15 protein-coding genes are annotated in these 18938 nt (G+C 63.9%); 7 read left to right on the top strand and 8 right to left on the bottom strand.

The genetic code is table 11. From position 1 onward, the window contains the following. Positions 1-10: 10 nt before the first annotated feature. The 6 genes from tssG to tssB form a co-directional block, all read right to left on the bottom strand. On the bottom strand, positions 11-1057 hold the full coding sequence (gene tssG, locus AC3WRI_RS13960; RefSeq protein WP_010810731.1) for a type VI secretion system baseplate subunit TssG: 1047 nt from the start codon (positions 1055-1057) through the stop codon (positions 11-13). Next, the gene (gene tssF / locus AC3WRI_RS13955) at positions 1012-2787 is read right to left on the bottom strand and encodes a type VI secretion system baseplate subunit TssF (RefSeq protein ID WP_492293443.1); all 1776 of its coding nucleotides are present in this window, start codon (positions 2785-2787) and stop codon (positions 1012-1014) included. The genes tssG and tssF overlap by 46 nt, the downstream gene beginning before the upstream one ends. Further along, positions 2780-3235 (bottom strand): type VI secretion system baseplate subunit TssE, encoded by a 456-nt coding sequence (tssE, locus tag AC3WRI_RS13950; protein ID WP_492293442.1) that lies wholly within the window; start codon positions 3233-3235, stop codon positions 2780-2782. Before tssE ends, tssF begins: the two co-directional genes overlap by 8 nt. A gap of 12 nt (positions 3236-3247) precedes the next feature. Then, positions 3248-3772, bottom strand: coding sequence for an Hcp family type VI secretion system effector (locus AC3WRI_RS13945; RefSeq protein ID WP_010810734.1), 525 nt, complete (start codon positions 3770-3772; stop codon positions 3248-3250). Positions 3773-3832: 60 nt separating this feature from the next. Then, positions 3833-5344, bottom strand: a complete 1512-nt coding sequence (tssC, locus tag AC3WRI_RS13940) for a type VI secretion system contractile sheath large subunit (RefSeq protein WP_492293441.1) — start codon at positions 5342-5344, stop codon at positions 3833-3835. A gap of 63 nt (positions 5345-5407) precedes the next feature. Beyond that, positions 5408-5944 (bottom strand): type VI secretion system contractile sheath small subunit, encoded by a 537-nt coding sequence (gene tssB, locus AC3WRI_RS13935; protein WP_011617867.1) that lies wholly within the window; start codon positions 5942-5944, stop codon positions 5408-5410. Positions 5945-6788: 844 nt separating this feature from the next. On the opposite strand from tssB, the gene AC3WRI_RS13930 reads away from it, so the two are divergent. The 7 genes from AC3WRI_RS13930 to AC3WRI_RS13900 all read left to right on the top strand — a co-directional run bounded on the left by AC3WRI_RS13930 (position 6789) and on the right by AC3WRI_RS13900 (position 17125). Further along, positions 6789-7454 (top strand): LuxR C-terminal-related transcriptional regulator, encoded by a 666-nt coding sequence (locus AC3WRI_RS13930; protein ID WP_231881469.1) that lies wholly within the window; start codon positions 6789-6791, stop codon positions 7452-7454. 285 nt (positions 7455-7739) lie between these two features. Next, positions 7740-8096, top strand: coding sequence for a hypothetical protein (locus AC3WRI_RS13925; protein ID WP_439669438.1), 357 nt, complete (start codon positions 7740-7742; stop codon positions 8094-8096). A 261-nt stretch (positions 8097-8357) separates the two neighbouring features. After that, on the top strand, positions 8358-9251 hold the full coding sequence (locus tag AC3WRI_RS13920; protein WP_011617870.1) for a LysR family transcriptional regulator: 894 nt from the start codon (positions 8358-8360) through the stop codon (positions 9249-9251). A gap of 203 nt (positions 9252-9454) precedes the next feature. Next, entirely contained in the window at positions 9455-10687 is a 1233-nt protein-coding gene (locus AC3WRI_RS13915) for a CaiB/BaiF CoA transferase family protein (protein WP_492293440.1), read from the top strand. 105 nt (positions 10688-10792) lie between these two features. Further along, complete coding sequence (locus tag AC3WRI_RS13910) at positions 10793-11770, top strand: Bug family tripartite tricarboxylate transporter substrate binding protein (protein WP_439669443.1); 978 nt, start codon at positions 10793-10795, stop codon at positions 11768-11770. A 451-nt stretch (positions 11771-12221) separates the two neighbouring features. Beyond that, on the top strand, positions 12222-15950 hold the full coding sequence (locus tag AC3WRI_RS13905; RefSeq protein WP_492293439.1) for a hydantoinase B/oxoprolinase family protein: 3729 nt from the start codon (positions 12222-12224) through the stop codon (positions 15948-15950). A 197-nt stretch (positions 15951-16147) separates the two neighbouring features. Continuing rightward, entirely contained in the window at positions 16148-17125 is a 978-nt protein-coding gene (locus AC3WRI_RS13900; protein ID WP_439669447.1) for a Bug family tripartite tricarboxylate transporter substrate binding protein, read from the top strand. Positions 17126-17187: 62 nt separating this feature from the next. Here the strand turns inward: AC3WRI_RS13900 and AC3WRI_RS13895 are convergent, their stop codons facing one another. Both AC3WRI_RS13895 and AC3WRI_RS13890 read right to left on the bottom strand, forming a co-directional pair. Continuing rightward, positions 17188-17913, bottom strand: a complete 726-nt coding sequence (locus tag AC3WRI_RS13895; RefSeq protein ID WP_492293438.1) for an aspartate/glutamate racemase family protein — start codon at positions 17911-17913, stop codon at positions 17188-17190. Between the two features lie 2 nt (positions 17914-17915). Then, entirely contained in the window at positions 17916-18935 is a 1020-nt protein-coding gene (locus tag AC3WRI_RS13890) for an ABC transporter substrate-binding protein (protein WP_492293437.1), read from the bottom strand. Positions 18936-18938: the final 3 nt, after the last annotated feature.

Raw genomic sequence — 18938 nt, 5'->3', positions numbered from 1 at the left:
TTTGTGCCGGTCAGGATGCGTGCGCTCGCAACGCCAGTTGCACCGGCGCGGGCCGTGCCTGGGCGCCGCCGGCCAGCCAGGCGGTCCAGCCCAGGCGCGCACCGAGCCCCAGCCCCGCGGGCTGGCGCGTGCCGAGATGGAGCGCGAGCCGCACATCGAGCGGTTGCGGCACATAGGCGCGCACCAGCGCCGCGACCAGCGCGTGGTCGCGCCCGCCGGGCAGCAAGGCCCGCAGGCGCTCGGCTCCGGGCACCTGCACATCAAGCCGGATGCCGGCGGCCTGGTCCCAGGTGCGCCGCCCCAGCACCGCACCGCCGCCGAGCGTGATACCCCCGGCTGCACCGCGTCCGCCGAGCCGCACGGCATCGCTGGCTTCAACCGGCAGCCAGCCGCCGAGACACTGCGTCCCGCTCACGCCCAGGCCGAGACGGTCCCCCAGCATGGCCAGCAACCCCGCCATCGAACGCGGCGCCGCGCCCAGCAGCCCGGCATGGCGCAGCCACGGCGCCGCGCCGGCGGGTGCATTGGCGGTTGAGGGCCCACGCTGCAAGCCGAGGTTGCTGAGCGCATCCAGGCACGCCGCCAGCGTGCCGCCGGTCGGGCGCTGGCCGCCCAGTGCGGGCGAGTGCTTGCGCCGGCCGCGATACAGGAAGGACAGGAAGCGGTGATTGAAGCTGTCGAGCAGGTCGCCCATCGCGGGGTCGCGCGCGGCGCGGCGTTCGAGCAGCATCTCGGTGTATGCGAGCGGCAGCGGCCCGCCTGCCCCCGCCAGCGACATCACGGGCGTCGTCAGCGTGAACGGGCGCCCGCCCCGGCCAGCGCCTTCAGCGGACGCGTGCACCGCGCCGATGTCGCGCGGCTGGAAGGCCAGCGAGACCAGTCCGCGCAGGCGCACCGCCTCCCCGGCGCCATTGCCGCGGCCGACCGGCTGAGCCCCCGGCACCGCGCGTTCGATCAGGCTGATGGCCTGGAACAAGTCGAAGCCGGCCGGGTTGGACGCCAGGCGGTCGATCAAAGCAGCTGCTGGCTGCCCGTCATCGCGGGCCATTGCTTCCATATCTCGTCTCCGCGGCGCACGACTAGCCGCACGAAGGAATTGACTGAGGCATACAGCGCAAGGAAGCGCGCCAGCACCGCTCCCAGCAGCAGCGGCGAGCCGCCGACAAAGGCATCGGGATCGAACTCGATCGAGACCTCGGTGCCACGGCAGTAGCCGCGCCAGGCCTCGGTGCCCACGTGCGCGGCCGCGCCGCGCGCGCGCACGCTGCGGATGCCCCGCACCTGGTCCTGCTGGCGGTGGCCGTCGCCCGCGAACAGCCGCAGCATCTGCTGCACCTCATGGCGCCCGGTGCCACCGCCGGCCAGGGTGCCGTGGTGCAGCGTCAGCAGCGAGATCAGCGGCCACAAGGTCTCGCTGCCCATGGGCGGATTGCGCTGCACGGTCGGCTCACAGAGGCAGCGCACCTGCGCGTACTGCGACACATCCTCCAGCACCATGCGCGCACCCACCGGCACCTGCTCCGCGAGCCGGCGATTGGTGCACAGCACGTTGGCGTACGCCACGGGTGCCGCCGGCAGGCGCTGCACGTTGCCCGCATCGATGAAGCTGAGATACATGTCGGTGCCGGACAGGTTGGCCCGCAAGGTCGGCTCGCGGCGCGCGTGCCAGAACAGCTCGCCTTCGGCCGGGTCGTCGGTGGCCGCCGCGAACGGCGGCACCGCCAGCGAGCGGTCGCTGGCCGGATCCGACAGCACCACCGACCGGATCGAATGGATCTCGGTCATCGCCTCGCGGCGCTGGTCTGCCACCAGCCGGTACTCATAGTGCCGGTGGTCGATCATGATGGGCTCGCTGGTCTGCGAGAACAGGTTGATCGCCGGCACGCAGCCAAGCCGGAACATGCCGGCATGCAGCCGGCCCAGCCCGGGTGCGCTGCGCTGCAGGCGCAGCACCACGTCGCAGCTGCGGCCCTTGCCGAGCCGGCCGGCGGGCAGGTCCAGGTCGAAGAAGTGAAACTTGCGCGCGAAGGCGAAATACTCCTGCATCAGCCCGTAGGCCGGCTGCGCATGCGGCGGCTGCGGCAGCACGTTCTCGCCGGGGCCGTAGCCGGCCTCGCGCCACGCGCTGGCGGGCAGCCACGCCGGCGGGCCATCTGGCGGCTCGACGCTGACGCCGGCCACGCTGGTGACCAGCAGTTCATACAACGGCACGGTCACCATCCAGTCGCCGTGCAGATGGATGCGCAGCGTTCCCAGTTCGAGCTCGGAGAAATCGACGCCGTCGGCGCATTCAAGCGTCAGCCGCAGGCCGTTGTCATCGGTCATGCGCGCGTGCGTGACCGCCAGCGGCCACAGCGTCGTGTCCCACGCCGTGCGAAAGCGGCACATCTCGCCGCCCTCGGTGCATGCATGCAGGCCGGTGTGGCGCGGCACGGCGTAGCCGGCGGTCACCTTGCCCTGGGCCGCGTCGAGATCGAACTGCACCACCGTCATCGACGGCACCGGCTGCACCAGCGACGGGCACACGTTCTCCAGCAGCGCCGCGGCAACTTGCGGGAACACCTGGTCCAGGTCGCGATGCACGCGCGCCGCCAGAAAGGCGGTGGCTTCGATCAGGCGCTCGGTATGCGGGTCGAGCGATTCGGTGCCATGCAGCGCAATGCGCGCGGCCACGTTGGGATAGCGCTCGGCAAACGCGGCGCCTTCCGTGCGCAGGTAGGCAAGCTCGCGCTTGTAGTACGGCAGGATGCCGCCGTCGCCGGCACCGTCTGCGATGCCCTCAGCCATGATCGCCCCAGCGCGGGTCAGCGGCCTGGCCTGCCGCGGCGAGCTCGAACGCCACGCGCACCGGCGCGGCGCCCAGCGGCAACTCGCCCTCGATCACCAGGACCGGGCGCGGGGTGTCGCGCTCGGCAAAGCGTACGCGCGCCTGGCGCAGGCGCGGCTCGAACATCGCGATCGCATGCGCAACCAGCGCCGCAATCGCGTCGCAGTCCGGCACCGACTGGAACGATCGGAAGGAGAAGTCCGGCACACCGTAGTCGAGCACGGTCCCGTCCGACTCCAGGAACTGCGCCGCCGTCAGCCGCGAGCGCGTATTGAGCAGCCGGGCAAGCTCGCGCGCCACCGACTGGCGCAGTGGCTCGCCCAGGAGCAACTGCGCCGAGGGGGCGTTCGCACCCGCCGACAGCCGCTCGAACAGCGGCATCGGCGACCCGGTGACGATGACGGACATGTGCAGCCCCGCTTACGCCGCCTTCTTCTGCGGCTCCGGCGGCGCGGACACTGCGCAGGCCATGTTCTCCACCAGGTCCCAGCCGAACGCCGCCGTGCCTTCCTTCTGCGCGTCGCCCTTCTGTTGCGTGAAGAACGCGGTGATGCGGGTGAAGTCGAGCGTGAACGTGTCGGAGGAATCGCCCATGCCGCCAGCGGTCTGGATGGACTCGACGATCGCGTCGCTCAGCGTGTAGGTCATCTCCGAGCGGAACGCACCGTCTTCGGTTCGTCCGATCTCGAGTTTCACATCGCCGAGCGACTTGCCGGCGGCGCACGCGGCGTACAGGCCGGGCGTGGCCTGGTCGGTCTTCTTTGACATCGTCATGCTCTGGAACTGCGCCTTGCCCGAGGTGCGCTTCGAGTTGGCCGGGTCATTGGTCACGGCCATCGCCACGCCGTGCGAGAACGAATAGATCTGGATGCGCTCGGCGGCACGGCCAGTCTGCTGCTTGTTGCTGCCCTTGATCTCGGGGATGTCGAGAATGATGGTGTCCATGGTGTCTGTGCTCTCTCAGTTCCGTTATGTCCGGGGATGCCGGGATGCGAGTCTGCCGGTCTACGCTGCCGCTGCCGGCAGGTCTGCAACCAGGCGAATCGATGCGGTCAGTTCTTCCATCTGGAAGTGCGGCTTCAGGAAACACGTGGCACGGTAGGCGCCGGGCTTGCCCGGCACCTCGGTCACGTCGACGCGCGCGGCGCTCAGCGGAAAGCGCGACTTGGCCTCCGGCGTCGCGGAGGGATTGAGCAGCACGTAGTCGGCGATCCAGTTGTTCAGGTAGCGCTCCACGTCCCCGCGCGCCTGGAAGCTGCCCACCTTGTCGCGCATGATCACCTTCAGGTAGTGCGCAAAGCGCGAAGCCGCCAGCACATACGGCAGTCGGGCAGACAACTGCGCGTTGGCGTTGGCCTGGTCCTTGTTGTAGACCTTGGGCTTGTTTGCCGTCTGGCTGCCAAAGAAGGTGGCGCTGTTCGAGCCCTTGGCGTTGACGATGGCGATAAAGCCCAGGTCGTTGAGCTCCTTCTCGCGGCGGTCGGTGATGGTGACCTCGGTCGGGCACTTGAGCGCGACGTCGCCTTCATCCGTCTTGTAGGTATGCGCAACCAGGCCGTCGACCTTGCCGCCGCCTTCAACGCCGCGGATGGCGGTCGACCAGTTGTACTTGGCATGCGCGTCGGTGATGCGCAGGCCCAGCTGGTAGGCCGAGTTGGCCCACAGGTACTTGCTGTGGTCGGTGCCGTCGACGTCTTCTTCGAAATTGAAGCTCTCGACCGGATTGGTCCTGGCGCCGTAAGGCAGGCGCGCCGCGTAGGACGGCAGCACCAGCGACACATAGCGCGAATCCTCGGTTTCGCGGAAGCCGCGCCACTGCGCCAGCTCCGCGCTCTCGAAGATCTTGGCCAGGTCGCGCGTCACGCCCAGCTCGGTGAAAGCGCGCAGGTCGAACAGGCTCGGCGCCGCGCTGGTGATGAACGGTGCATGGGCGGCGGCTGCCACCTTCGATATCCGCTCAAGCAGCGCCACGTCCTGCGGATGGCGGCCGAAGCTGTAGTCGCCGATCAGCAGCGTGTAGGGATGGCCGCCGAAGGTGCCGTACTCTTCTTCGTAGATCTTCTTGAACAGCACGCTCATGTCGTGGTCGACTGCGGTTTCAAGATCCTTCAGCAGCTCGGCCTTGGTCACGTTGAGCAGGCGCAGCTTCAGGCTGGTGCCGGTCTCGGTGCCGTAGACCATGTCGTGCAGGCCGGTCCACGCGCCTTCCAGCGCCTGGAACGCGGGGTCGTGCATGATCGCGTTGAGCTGGTCGCTCAGCAGGCGGTCGATCTCGGCCACGCGCTCGTTGATGGTTGCCACCAGGCTCTTGTCCGGGCTGGTGCGCATGCCCTCGTCAAGGATCTGCGAGGCCAGCTGGCCGATCAGCTTCCTGGCATAGCCGCTCTGCGACGGCTCCACCGCCATATTGCCTTCCTGCACGATACGGTCGAGCAGCGTCAGTTCACGCTCGGCTGCGGCCGTGGTGCTCCCCTTTGATTCGGCGCTCGCGTTGTCCGCTGCGGAGTTCTTTGCCATCTGGTTCACCCTTTGTGAATTCGTTGCGTCCTGCGGGCCTCGATGCCCGCGCCCGCCGCCGCGTCATGCCGGCGTGGCGTCTCCGGTTTCCGGCTGTGCCGCCGCGGCGCCGGAGTCGGCTTCGCTGCGCACCAGCTTGAGCTCATCGGCGTTGTTGACGATGCGCTCGAGCAGCACGTCGAGTTCGTCGTTGCCATCGAGCTTGCCGAGCAGGTCGCGCAGTTGCTGGCGTGCTTCCAGCAGCTTGGCCAGGCGCGGCACCTGCGCCACCAGGCTTTCGGGATGGAAGTCGCTGAACTTGTCGAAGCGCAGTTCGACCTTGAGATTGGTGTCGCCCTTCATGGTGTCGGGCACGGACAACTCCAGGCGCGGCGCGATCTTGCCCATGATCCCGTCGAAGTTGTCGCGGTCGATCTCGATGAAGCGCCGTTCCTTGAGCTTGGGCGGCGGCACTGCCGGTTGCCCGGACAGGTCCGCCAGCAGGCCGACCACCATGGGCAGTTCGCGCTTCTCGACCGCGTCACCGACCTCTACGTCATATGAAATCTGGACCCGAGGCGGGCGATTTCGCCCTACCCACTTCTGCAGACTATTGGACATGGAACTCTCCGGAAGGACTCGAATGTGTCCGGTCAAATCATCGGTTTCGCACGGCAGCCCGTGCTGAAGGCAAAACCAGTCCCCCGGGCCGGCGCAACCGGTCCGAAAAAGGTCGAAGCGCATCGCGCCGCAGGGCCGGCATGGCGGCTGCGGAAGACGGATGCCCTCGCTGGCAAACCCACTTTTTGTTACCCGTTCCTACCTGGCGCAGTGCGCAGGCAGCAGGCTGCACGCGCTCGACCCCGCTGGTGGCTCCGCGCCAGCCGGCTCGCGCATGGCGTGCTGCGGCACGACGAAGGCACCTTGTCTTTGCGCGCCGTTCCATCGTTGACCCTTTCTGTGTTTCTAGTTGCGGCGCGCAAATTCAAGCGGAATTTAAGGTGACGGTGAGGTCGGGCACAATCCCTGAGAATTGGTATTTTGATCAGCAGGGCTACCGCCCGAGGTTGCGCCGCGCGGTATCGCAAACCTGCCTGGCTGGCCCCCAGCCTCATTCGGGGGAGATGGCTTGCCCCAACGCGGCAGCAGCCTCTGCCTGATTTCAGGTATAGGAAAAACCGCCTGATTGGGCTTTACTTCTACCCAAGGCCCAGCTGCATGCCATGTAATACCGTGGCATGCGCCGCTACCAAGGGTCAAACCAGAACGAGAAAGGGGTCAGCCATGTCAATCGCATACGACAGTTGCCGTATTGCATCACTGCGGGTCCGATGGTGAAATCAGCGCCGCTGATCATCTGAACTGCACCCGACCGGGCATGCAGCTCGCATCCCTGGTCGCACCAGCCCCCATGCCTTTCTCCATGCCAACGAACGCGACGCTCTCCGATAGCCGCCGAAACGTCATGCGTGGCCAACTGCTGCTGGTCGGGCACGAGAGCCCGATGCTGACGCGCCTTTGCGGGATCCTCACCGTGCTCGACTACGCGGCCGGCGCGCTCTCGTTCGCGGGCACCATCGCGCAGGCCTGCGCGCTGGTGGATCAGGGTCCGTTCGACATGGCGCTGGTCGACACCAGCCTGCCCGATGGCAGTGGCATCGAGCTGATCCGGTGCCTGCGCGAGCGTGCCCCGGATCTGCCCATCGTCGTGATTGCATCACCGGGCACGGACACGGAAATCGTCGGCGCGCTGATCGCCGGCGCCACCGGCTACCTGCTCAAGGAGCGCGACGACATCGAGCTGACGGTGTGCCTGCGGGGCGCGCTGCGCGGTGGCACGCCGATCGATCCGTCCATTGCCAAGCGGCTACTCACGACATTGGTACCCAAGGCCGCACCCGCCGAGACCAGGCTTTCACCGACGGGAAGCGTAAAGCCGCTGCTCAGCGCACGCGAGACCGAGATCCTCGTCTTCATCAACAAGGGGTCGACCAACCGCGAGATCGCCGACGCACTGTCACTGTCGCGGCTGACCATCGAGTCGCACGTCAAGAACATCTATAAGAAGCTGGCGGTCAAGACGCGCACGCAGGCTATCTTTGAAGCGCGTGCGTACGGCGTGCTGAACTGAGGCGCTAGCCCATCCCTGAGTTGGCGGCGCCGAAGCGGAGCGCCGTTCCTCGCTGCGCATGCTCGTGCCAACGGCATCTGGTTCGATCGCGCCATGCTATGACACATAATCTTGAATGTGCGCCAGCTAATGGCACAAATTGGATATTTGTGCCATGGCATGAGAAAATGACCACGGGGCCGTTTCCCTGGACAGGACAAGAGATCCGGCCTCGAATCTCACGAGGGTGCACATGAGCCGACAGTTGCGGTTATCAGCGCCGAGAACGCTGCGTTCTTCGAAGAGATGCGACGCAGCCTGGGCGCGTTCGAGGATAACTTCGAGACCTACCTCGAGGAATGCGTATGCTTCTCCGTGCGCCACCTCGACCGGCACAACGGTGGCTTCCACCACACCTATCTGGCGAAGGGCGCAACGTCGGAAGTCTTCACCTACATCCTCGAGAACATCGCGCCGATGTGGCGCGACTTGCTGGCAGAGCCGTATCAGCGCTATGCCGAGTGCCACGGCCCCTCCGTCGCTTCCCTGGACAGCGTCATCGCCCTGATCAGTCGGATCGGGCTTGCGTACTGCCTCGTCCCCACAGATGAGCGCGCGATTCGGGAGCAGTTGGCGATCCTCCGGCCAAACCATCGGCGATGACGGAAAGCGTCCGACACCGCCGCGGCGGGCCCGGGGTGTTTCGTCGTTAGACGCGTCATCCGGCCTCGCACGCCGTCACTTCCCTGAACGCAGCTGCGCGAGGATCTTTCCTGCATGCCGACACGCTCTGATAGTCCGTTGTACCGGAGGGCCAACGCTACCGCCGCGCAAGATGTGCAATGATTCGCCAGACAGCCAGCGGCAAGCACATCCCTGAGGCTTCCGTTTTCTCATTCACCTGACGCTCAGGATTCTTCAATAATGTGGCAACCGGATCCCGTCACTCTTCGGCTCTTCATCGCGGTCTGTGAGGAAGGCAGCATCGCCCGTGCCAGCGAGCGAGAGGGCATGGCTGCGGCAGCAGTGAGCAAGCGTGTGGCCGATATTGAGCGCGCACTCGGCACGCAACTACTGATCCGCAGCTCACGTGGCGTGAACCCCACGCCGGCGGGAGACATCCTTCTTCGGCATGCCAGGCACCTGATGCAGGGTGTTGAACAAATGCAATCCGACCTGAGCGAGTTCTCCTCTGGAGTCCGGGGCCTGGTCCGGGTTCTTGCGAACATTTCCTCCATCGTTGAGTTTCTGCCTGAAGAGATCGCGTCCTTTCTGCAGACCCACGAGAACATTCACGTAGTTCTTGAGGAACGCGCAAGTTCGGAGATCGTCAGAGGCATTGCCGAGGGCAGCGCAGACATTGGCATCTGTCGTGACTTTGTGGCGGAACGGGAAGTAGAAATGCTGCCATTCCGCGCGGATCACTTCTGTGTCGTCGTGCATCGCAGCCACCCTCTGGCGAGCCGGAGCGAGGTATCTTTTGCGGACACGCTCGGCTACGAGCATATTGGCTTCGCACCCAACGTCGCCCTGCATGCGCTTACCCGCAGAGTTGCATATGAGAACAGGCGAACCATCAGGTATCGGGCCAATGTCACTACGTTCGACGCGGCGTGTCGGCTGATTCACCTAAATCTAGGCCTTGCCGTGCTGCCTGCAGAAGCGGTAGAAAAGTACCAGCCGCTCTACGATCTCTGCGTAATCAAGTTGATCGATGCGTGGGCGACACGAAAATTCGTCATTTGTGTTCGCCACGCCGACCAACTCTCTTCCGCTGCGAACCGATTTCTTGCGCATTTGACGCGAACACTGCCCTAGGGAAATCCCGGCAAGGTTACGGCAAGCGGGGGCCGCCGGTTCGACCATCGCGTAGGACGATGGCTGCCATCGTCGGAATGGGATTGCTGCAGGCCCCCCGTGGAGGCAAGCTCTGACCCCTGAGCGTTTGTGGGAATTTGAGCTTGCCCCGGGCGGCAGCAGGGAGCAGTTCCCCAAAAGCTCGGCGCATTCGGAGCACATAAATGAGTAGCGCAAGCACTTCGGCAGCGCAACGTCTACCGCTGAGCGGAATTCGAGTCATTGAAATGACTCACATGGTCATGGGTCCGGCATGCGGACTGATCCTTGCTGATCTAGGGGCGGAGGTAATCAAGGTCGAACCGCCCAAGGGTGACAGCACTCGCCGGTTACTGGGGGCAGGCGCAGGGTTCTTTCGGGCATTCAACCGAAACAAGAAGAGCATCGCAGTCGAGGTGAGCGAAAACAAGGACATGGAAGCCTTGCTGAAGCTGATTGACAGCGCCGACGTCTTTCTTGAGAACTTCAAGCCCGGGCGGATGAAGGCTCTCGGCCTGGACTATGAAACGCTTCGCAAGCGCAACCCGAAGCTGATCTATGTCTCGCACAAAGGCTTTCTTAGCGGACCATACGAGAAACGTCTCGCTCTCGACGAAGTTGTACAGATGATGGCGGGGCTAGCCTACATGACGGGCCCGGTCGGACGCCCTTTACGAGCTGGCAGTTCAGTCAATGACATTATGGGTGGCATGTTCGGCGCAATCGGCGTCCTGGCTGCCCTGTACGAACGCAACGCCACCGGCGCAGGCAAGGAGGTTCAGTCCGGCCTGTTCGAGAACTGCGTCCTCCTGTCTGCGCAGCATATGCAGCAGTACGCCGTGACCGGACAACCTGCGGCCCCGATGCCGGCACGGATCAGTGCCTGGGCAGTCTACGATGTGTTCCAGCTGGCGGACGGTCACCAGATGTTTATTGCCGCCACGGGAGACGCCCAGTGGCGGACGCTTTGCCACATCATCGGCAGGAACGATCTCCTTGAGGACCAGCGCCTGCTTTCCAACAACGACAGGGTACTGGCAAGAGATTGGCTGTTGCCGACGCTTGGAGAAACGCTGAAGGCCTTCCGTGCCGAAATGCTGACGGCTGCTTTTGAAGCAGGCAACGTACCGTTTGCTGAGATCACCCGTCCCGAAGAGCTCTTCGACGACCCGCATCTCAAAGAGAGTGGCGGGCTGGCGAAGCTTCAGGTCGATGACGGCAGCACCACCGAAGTTCCCCTGCTGCCGTTCTCGCTGGATGGCGCACGGCTACAGCCTCGCATGCCAATCGCGCGCATTGGCGAGCACACCCGTGAGGTTCTGGAATCTGCCGGTTGTGCCGCAAGCGACGTGGATGCCATCGTGGCCAAGCACCGCGGGCCCGGGCTCGCCCAACCGGCAGCTGCCCATATGGATTGACCCTGCCGCCACGTGATACCCAGCGTGGTGACGCAATCCATTCGTGACCGTAGAAGTCTGGCGACGTTCAGGCTGGTTCAGAGATATCGAGAACAGGAGACAAGGATGAAGAAGGGAATGACTGCAGCGTTTCTGCTCATGTGTGGCGTGATGGCGGGAACTTCCGCGGCCCATGCAGAAACAACATGGCCAACCAAGCCAATCCGGTTGGTTATCCCTTTTCCGCCTGGTGGCGGCACGGACATCCTGTCTCGCATCGTCGCAAACGAGGTGTCTCAGAACACCAAGTGGACGTTCGTCCCAGACAACAAGCCTGGTGCCGGCGGGACAATCGGTATATCCGATGTGGTCAAGGCCGCCCCGACTGGATACGACATCGTGATGGGGCAGAAGGACAATGTCGTGGTCGCGCCATGGGTGAACAAAGCCGTGACCTACGACCCGCGCAAGGATCTCGTGGCGATCGCTCATGTCGCCTACGTCCCCCTGGTTATCGTCACGCCTAAGAATTCGCCTTACAAATCGTTCCAGGATCTGGTGACGGCCGCTCGGAAATCACCTGGCACGGTCACATACGCGTCGCCGGGCAACGGCACCACAGCCCATCTTGCCGCCGAGATCATTGGCCATGCCGCCGGCATCAAGCTCTTGCATGTCCCCTACAAAGGCTCCAACGCTGCGCTGGTCGACACCATGGCCGGGAATGTGAACATCATGATCTCGTCAGTCCCATCGGCCCTGGCGCAGATCAAGTCGGGCAAGGTGCGGGCCATGGCCGTCACCTCAGCGACGCGTAGTTCCGCCTTGCCCGAAGTACCCACCGTCGCCGAGAGCGGGTACAAGCAGGTTGACGTCAGTTCCTGGTATGGACTCTTCGCCCCTGCGAAGACACCGAAGGACGTTGTGGAACGCATTGGCATGGAAGTGAACAAGGCAATGGCCAAGCCAGCCGTCATCCATAACATCAACGAACAGGGCGCGGAAGCGAAGTCCATGTCCGCAGCAGAATTCTCCCAGCTTGTGCAAAGCGACTATCTGAAGTGGAAGGACATCGTAAAGGCGTCCGGAGCCACGGTCGAATGAGCAGGATCGGCCAAGCCGTACGCATGCCATAGCAGATCTTCACGGGAAACCGGCACGGTCGAAAGGACTCGCGCGCTCCAGCCGCGCTGAGGGGCACCTGGTTGCGCGCAGCCCTCTGCAGCGAGCGATGAAAGACCGTCCAAGGGCTCACTTCCGCCTTTGGCATGGCTGGCCGGTGCTCGGCCCTGAGCAGAGCAGAGCAGAGCAGAGCAGAGCAGAGCAGAGCAGCCATGATATGGCTCCACCGGGCAGACATGCTGGATACGGCACTCCCAGTACGTTAGTTCCGCAATCCTCAATGTTCCGCCGAATCAATACTCCTCCGGCAAACCTCGGTTCATACAATGATCGGCAATGCATTGTATTGATCAAGTAACGGTACGCCGAGGCTATATCTCCCGTCTCAATCGAGAAATACCTCCGTACGTCACGGCGAGGAGTATTTCAAGAAATGGCCAGGCTGGGTATAGACATTGGCGGTACGTTCACCGATTTCGCACTTGAGGTTTTTCACGATGGTGCCGTGCGTCACCACTTCCTCAAGGTACTTACAACGCCCCACGCACCAGAAGTTGCAGTTGTGGAAGGCACCCGCCAGATACTGGCTGCAGCGGGCCTTCAGCCGGCTGATGTCAAGACCCTCGTGCACGGCACCACATTGGCGACCAATGCGGTCATCGAGCGTCGTGGCGCACGCATCGCGTTCCTTACCACAGAGGGATTCCGCGATACCCTGGAAATGGGCAACGAAAGCCGGTACGACCATTATGACCTCTATGTGGAAAAGCCAGAGCCGCTCGTCCCACGTTGCCTGCGGCTGACGGTGCGGGAGCGCCTGGCGTCAGATGGCAAGATCCTGCTTCCCCTGGATGAGGAGGGCTTGCGAGAACTATTGCCGACGCTTGATGCAGCAAAGGTGGAAGCTGTCGCGATTGGGTTCATGCATAGCTTTGCCAATCCGGAACACGAACGTCGGGCCGCGGAACTGCTGCGCGCATGGCGTCCCGGGATACGCGTTTCCCTCTCCTGCGAAGTCGCGCCTGAAATCCGCGAGTACGAACGCTTTGCCACGGTTTGCGCGAACGCCTACGTCCAGCCCGTCATGGCGGGATACCTGGAGCGCCTTGAGCGCGAAATGGAGACTCTTGGCATCGCCGCGCCATTGATGCTGATGCTCTCCAATGGCGGCTTGTGTGAAGCCGAAGTAGCGCGACGCTTTCCGGTGCGCTTGCTCGAATCAGGGCCGGCAGGCGGAGCCATTCTCGCCGCCCATGTTGCGCGAACGCTCAAGCTGGATCGTGCGCTGCTCGTCGACATTGGCGGGACGACAGCGAAGCTCTGCTTTATCGATAATGGCGTGCCCCAGACTGCGCGCTCAATGGAAGTCGCGCGTATCGCCCGTTTCAAGGCCGGAAGCGGCATTCCGCTGCGCTTCCCGGTCATCGAACTGGCTGAAATCGGCGCCGGTGGCGGCTCCATTGCACATCGGGACACGCTCGGTCGGCTGCAGGTGGGACCTGAAAGTGCCAGTTCGGTGCCAGGGCCGGCTTGCTATGGCCGAGGCGGCACAGCACCCACGGTCACGGACGCGCACCTGCTGCTGGGCAGAATCGACCCCGACGAATTCGGCGGCGGCAGGATGAAGCTCGATCGAGGCGCGGCCCAGCGTGCGTATGAACGGCTGGGCGACGCGCTCGGCATGTCGGCCCAGGATGCCGCCTGGAGCGTCTGTGAAATTGTCGATGAGAACATGGCGAGCGCAGTGCGCGAACACGCGGTGGAAGTCGGCAAAGGGCTGGATGGCCGAACGCTGATCGCTATTGGCGGCATGGCCCCGCTCCATGGGGCTCGACTCGCCGCCAAACTCGGGCTGGACCATGTGATCGTCCCTGTCGGCGCAGGTGTGGGCTCAGCCTTGGGCTTTCTCCGGGCGCCTGTCTCTTTCGAAGCCACCCGCAGCGTCCTTCTTTGCACGGCGCAGTTCGATCCCGATTCGGCCAATGCCATCGCCGATGCCCTCATCGCAGACCTGCGCCAGCTGGTTCGCCGAGCTGCCTCGACGCAACCCATGACAGAACAGCGCATGGCCTGGATGCGCTACCGTGGCCAGGGCCACGAGATTCGTGTCCAGTTGCCGTCCCGGCGGTTCCAGGCTGGTGACGGCGAATCCCTGAGGCAGGCCTTTGAGGCGGCCTACCACGCATCCTACGGCCGCACGGTCGAAGCGGGGCAGGTCGAGATCCTCGGCTGGACCATCCGCGTTGAAGCCTCGGAGGTCCAGGCGACCCCCGCTCCGATGCCTGGGCACCCACCCGCCGCCAGGTCGATGGGAGCGGCGTCTCCCGGATTCCGCGATGCCTTCGACCAGGGCGCGAGAACCTGGGAAAGCTACGCGGTTCATCGCATCGCGGAACTCGAGCGGACGGCTCCCCTACCGGCGCCGGCTCTGCTTGCGACAAACGAAACAACAGTCGTGGTCCCGCTGGGCTTTACCTTTGCATTGGGGTCGACTGGCGAACTCCAGCTCCTGCGCAATCAGGATCTGGGTGCCCAGGGCACTACTGTCGCCTCGGCCGCAATGCCTGCCAGTATCCGCCTGCAAGTCCTGTGGGACCGACTCAATGCCCTGGTTGAAGAGCAGGCACGCACCATGATGCGGACCGCATTCTCGCCGACCGTACGGGAAGCCGGCGACCTGGCAGCCGGACTCTTCGATTTGCAGGGACGCCTTGTCGTTCAGGCGGTTACCGGAACACCAGGCCACGTGAACTCCCTTGCCGCATGCACGGTGCACTTCCTGAAGAAGTACCCGCTCGCGGAGATGAGCGAAGGCGACCATTTCATTACCAATGACCCGTGGCTTGCCTCGGGGCACCTGCACGACATTACTGTGTTGTCTCCGGTATTTCAGGCTGGCCGGGCCATCGGCTTCTTTGCCTGCACCTGCCATCAGGTCGACATCGGCGGCCTTGGCATGGGGCCGGATGCAAAATCGGTATATGAAGAAGGCCTTCAGATTCCAATGCTCAAGCTGGCGCGAAAAGGCCAGCTGAATGAAGACCTTCTGGAGATGGTGCGAGTCAATGTGCGTCAACCCGAGGCAGTGATTGGCGACATCCTTTCCTACGTCACCGCCAACGAGAGCAGCGGCAGGCGATTGGTGGCAACACTGGATGAGCTGGGTGAAGCGGGACTGGAAAGGATAAGCGCCTTTGTTTGCGAGCGCTCCGCCGCCGGCATGCGCGCAGCGATAGAGAAACTGCCGCGTGGTACGTTTCACCACAGCATGGAGCTCGATGGCTACGATACTCCAGTGCATATCGAGTGCCAGGTCACAATTGCCGAGGATGGCGTTTCAGTGACCTTCGATGGCACTTCCGGCGCCAGTCAGCGTGGCATCAATCTGGTTCTGAATTACACGCGGGCCTATGCCTCCTTTGGGGTCCGGGCGGCGGTCGCGCCTTCCGTTCCCAACAATGCCGGTTCGCTTGCGCTGGTCGAGGTCAATGCCCCGGTGGGCTCGATTCTCAATGTGGAGCGCCCGGCCCCGGTCTGCGCACGACATATCATCGGGCAGTTCCTGCCGGAAGTCGTTCTGGGCGCGCTTGCCGCTGCGATGCCTGACCGCGTGCCGGCAGAGGGTGCGGCATGCAACTGGGGCCTCCAGTTGCGTGGGCAGGGTACCAGCGAGCAACCGCAGGGATTCGAAATCCTGTTCTTCAACTCCGGCGGATCAGGTGCGCGTCCGAACAGCGACGGGCTCTCCGCAACTTGCTTCCCAAGCGGCATCCGTTCCATCCCAGTGGAAATCTGCGAAAGCGTTGCTCCCATCGTCATATGGAAAAAGGAATTGCTGCCCGGATCGGGAGGCGCCGGCAAATGGCGAGGCGGCCTGGGTCAGCGCGTGGAAGTGTCCACCCGTGACGGCACTTCATTCCAGTTCTTCGGTCTCTTTGACCGTGTGCGCAACCCCGCGAGAGGCCGCAATGGCGGCATGGACGGGGCACCGGGATGGGTTGGCCTCACCACCGGCGAGACCCTCAAGTCGTTAGGCTTGCAGACGGTTCCCTCCGGCGAAGTGTTGCGCATCGACGTTCCCGGCGGGGCGGGCTTTGGCTGCGCCGAAGCGCGCGACAGCGACGCGCGCCACCGCGACTCGGAAATGGGGTACGTGGCATGAAAAGCGGCGCGGTGATAAGCACCCGAGGCGGCTGGCAAAGGCTTGCGCCGGCAACAGCGCCGCGCCCGACCAGCCCGTCCTTCAAGCGCCTTTTCGCAATCTGAACCCGTTTCCTCATGAAACGGGTTCCAAATCAACTTTGCCTCCATTGAAGGCAAAGTGCAGCCTGAGACTAATTCCTAACCACATCAACTCCCATGAAACCATTCATCGCTTCGTTGGCACGCTGTCTTGTGGTGTTACCCATGGCGCTCGCTGCACAGACCGGTATGGCGCAGGAGGGTCCTGTCAGGATCCTCGTCGGTTTCCCGCCGGGCGGCGTGACCGACGTCGTTGCTCGCCTGCTGGCCAAAGGCATGCAGGCAGAAATCGCGAGACCAGTCATTGTGGAAAATCGTCCAGGAGCCGGCGGTCAAATCGCGGCACAAGTCCTCAAATCCGCCCGCCCCGACGGCAATACACTGTTCCTGACCAACAGTCATACCACTGCCATGATTCCCTTTACGAATCTCCATCCGGGATTTGACCCCCAGAAGGACTTCGTTCCAGTTGGCCTGGTAGGGACGATGCCGAACTTCTTCGTCGTGAATCCGGAAATGGTAGGGCCCGAAGTCGACAGCCTGAAGGCCTTTTCTCAATGGGCAAGAGCAAAGGCCGGCCGGGGCAACGTCGGCGTTCCCGCACCGGCGAGCGCGCCGGAGTTTTCCATCTCGCTGCTGAACAAGGCCTTCGGCGCGGACCTCAAGGCCGTTGCCTACAAGGGAGATGCGCCGATGGTGCAGGACCTGCTGGCAGGACAGATTCCCGCGGGGATCTGCGCAATGGCCGCCGCGCTGCCTCACGTCCGCGCCGGCAAGCTCAAGCTTCTGGCTGTCGATGGACCGGAACGGCTGCCTGGCTTTGACGTCCCCACCTACGCCGAGCGCGGGGTCAACGGCCTGAGCGATGCCATGACAATCGGCATCGTCGCGCCGGCCGGCATCGCGCCGGCGTTGGTGACAAAGTACAACACAGCCATCAACAAGGTCGTCGGATCGAGGGCCTTCCAGGATCGGGTTGCCGAATCCGGCATCATCGCCAGCACTGGCACCCCGGATGACATGGCGCGCGTTACGGAAGGCAGCAGGAAGGCCAATGCCCAGTTGGTGAAAGCGGCCGGATACCAGCCGCAGTAACGGCTCTGCGGCAGACTGTCAGTATCAGTCTGCCGCAGCATCGCCGGGGTCAGGACATGGCGTCAATTGTAGCAGGCAGGGCTCACGCTCGCGTGCAGCCAGTGGACCAGTGTTACCGCATCGAAAATCGGCAATCCGGTGGCCTCGCGGAGGGCCCTGGAATGTCGCGGGAAATTGGCACACTCGCAGACGATAGCGCCCACATCGGGGTGCCGCTGCAGCAGGCGCCGCGCTGCCGCAGCCACTTCCTGGCGATGAGCCGGTCCATCTACCCGCAGCCGGTTCTCGCGATGGTCGCGAAGCAATGTACTGCTTTCATCGAGCGCTTCGACTGGCAGGTCGGGCGGCACGCCGATCGCACGAAACAGTTCACCGGTGAGCCCCGCTCGTGTTGCCGCCAGGATCCCGACGCGGCGTCCTGCCGGCAGGAGTTGCTGCACCATCGGGATCTGCAGAAGGCTGGAGGTAGCGACCGGAACGGCACAGCTTGCCGCCAGTCGGGATTGCAGCGGCGCCAAAAAGCCGCAACTGGTGGCAATCGCATCAACCCCGGTAGCCACCAGCTCCCTTGCACCGGCCACCAGAGCTGCCAGCATCCCCTCGGTGTCGCCGCGGGCTGCCGCCGCCGCATCGGCGCCGCGCATGACCGCATACTGGACCGGAAATGGCCAGGTTGCGGCATGCCCGACGTCGCCGGGCAGCCGCTCGAACCCCGTGTCGAGCATCAGGATGCCAATCGAAACACCGTGTACGGTGCGTGACCGCCGTCCGGCGTCGTAGGCATCCATGGTCAATCAACGAAGCAATTGCATGACTCCATGCTCGCAGGAATCGGCCGTCCCAGCTGCGTGAGCTTCTTTCGGCTGATTAATGTCGTGTAGTCCTGGGGGCCCGGCTTGACGGGCGCCAGCTCAGAGGGCCGCTTGCCATCCAGGATCTTTGCTGCCAGTTGGGCTGCCTGCGCACCCTGCGCTGCATACGAGGCGGAGTAAGCGACTGCCACCACCCCGCTTTTCTTGATGAGTTCTGTCTCCGCGCTCAGGATAGGAATCTTGTAGCGGTCGGTAACGGAGGCCACGGCCGGCATGGACGACTGCACGAGATTAGAGCCGATGGCATAGACGAAATCGACGTCCGACAGCATCTGCGTCCGCTGCGGCACGTCCATCGAGGCATCGACACTAATACTACGCAGGATCAAGCCTTGCCGCGCCGACGCCGCTTCGATCGCCTTGATTGCCACCACATCGTTTGCCTCCCCTGGGGAGTACAGCACGCCGAACCGCCTGGCGCCGGGGAACATGCGCTTTGCGAAGCTCAGCACGGCGTCATAGTCCATTGCACTGGCCGATCCGACGAAGCGCGCGCTACCCTGGCGCCAGTTGGGCACGAGGCCAGCCGCCACCGGATCGCTGATCAGACAGAACACCATCGGCAGAGACTTGTCCGTGATACTCGACAGCGCTGCCTGGGAAACCGGGGTTGTGACTGTCAGGATCACCGCCGGCCTCTTCGCCTCGATCTGCCCGAGGATCTGGGGGATCATCGCGGGCGTGAAATTCGCGTCGCTGTAGACGTACGTGGTGTTCCTTCCTTCCACGTAGCCATGCTTGCGCATTTCCTCCTTGAAGCCGGAAACGCTCTGATCCAGCGCGGGATGCGGACCAAAGTTGGCGATGCCGATAACGGTATTGCCTTGGGGGCCGCCTTTCGCGGCCGTCTCGGCCGCGCCACTGGGCGCGGCCAGCGTGGCAGCCGCCAGCGCCAGGCCCGCCATGGCGACGCCCGCCGTCTTGAATCTTGTCAACATGAT

Source organism: Cupriavidus sp. FW305-27, from assembly GCF_058787995.1.
The sequence above is the reverse complement of the archived record's forward strand: the minus strand, read 5'-3'. Positions and strand labels throughout refer to the sequence as shown.

Bases quoted from the DNA above. Each gene is read 5' to 3' on its own strand.
- AC3WRI_RS13930 (WP_231881469.1), top strand. From the start codon at position 6,789: ATGCGTGGCCAACTGCTGCTGGTCGGGCACGAGAGCCCGATGCTGACG.
- AC3WRI_RS13895 (WP_492293438.1), bottom strand. From the start codon at position 17,913: ATGGATGCCTACGACGCCGGACGGCGGTCACGCACCGTACACGGTGTT.
- AC3WRI_RS13920 (WP_011617870.1), top strand. From the start codon at position 8,358: ATGTGGCAACCGGATCCCGTCACTCTTCGGCTCTTCATCGCGGTCTGT.
- AC3WRI_RS13925 (WP_439669438.1), top strand. From the start codon at position 7,740: ATGCGACGCAGCCTGGGCGCGTTCGAGGATAACTTCGAGACCTACCTC.
- tssC (WP_492293441.1), bottom strand. From the start codon at position 5,344: ATGGCAAAGAACTCCGCAGCGGACAACGCGAGCGCCGAATCAAAGGGG.
- tssE (WP_492293442.1), bottom strand. From the start codon at position 3,235: ATGTCCGTCATCGTCACCGGGTCGCCGATGCCGCTGTTCGAGCGGCTG.
- AC3WRI_RS13915 (WP_492293440.1), top strand. From the start codon at position 9,455: ATGAGTAGCGCAAGCACTTCGGCAGCGCAACGTCTACCGCTGAGCGGA.
- AC3WRI_RS13910 (WP_439669443.1), top strand. From the start codon at position 10,793: ATGAAGAAGGGAATGACTGCAGCGTTTCTGCTCATGTGTGGCGTGATG.
- AC3WRI_RS13945 (WP_010810734.1), bottom strand. From the start codon at position 3,772: ATGGACACCATCATTCTCGACATCCCCGAGATCAAGGGCAGCAACAAG.
- AC3WRI_RS13905 (WP_492293439.1), top strand. From the start codon at position 12,222: ATGGCCAGGCTGGGTATAGACATTGGCGGTACGTTCACCGATTTCGCA.
- AC3WRI_RS13900 (WP_439669447.1), top strand. From the start codon at position 16,148: ATGAAACCATTCATCGCTTCGTTGGCACGCTGTCTTGTGGTGTTACCC.
- AC3WRI_RS13890 (WP_492293437.1), bottom strand. From the start codon at position 18,935: ATGTTGACAAGATTCAAGACGGCGGGCGTCGCCATGGCGGGCCTGGCG.
- tssG (WP_010810731.1), bottom strand. From the start codon at position 1,057: ATGGAAGCAATGGCCCGCGATGACGGGCAGCCAGCAGCTGCTTTGATC.
- tssF (WP_492293443.1), bottom strand. From the start codon at position 2,787: ATGGCTGAGGGCATCGCAGACGGTGCCGGCGACGGCGGCATCCTGCCG.
- tssB (WP_011617867.1), bottom strand. From the start codon at position 5,944: ATGTCCAATAGTCTGCAGAAGTGGGTAGGGCGAAATCGCCCGCCTCGG.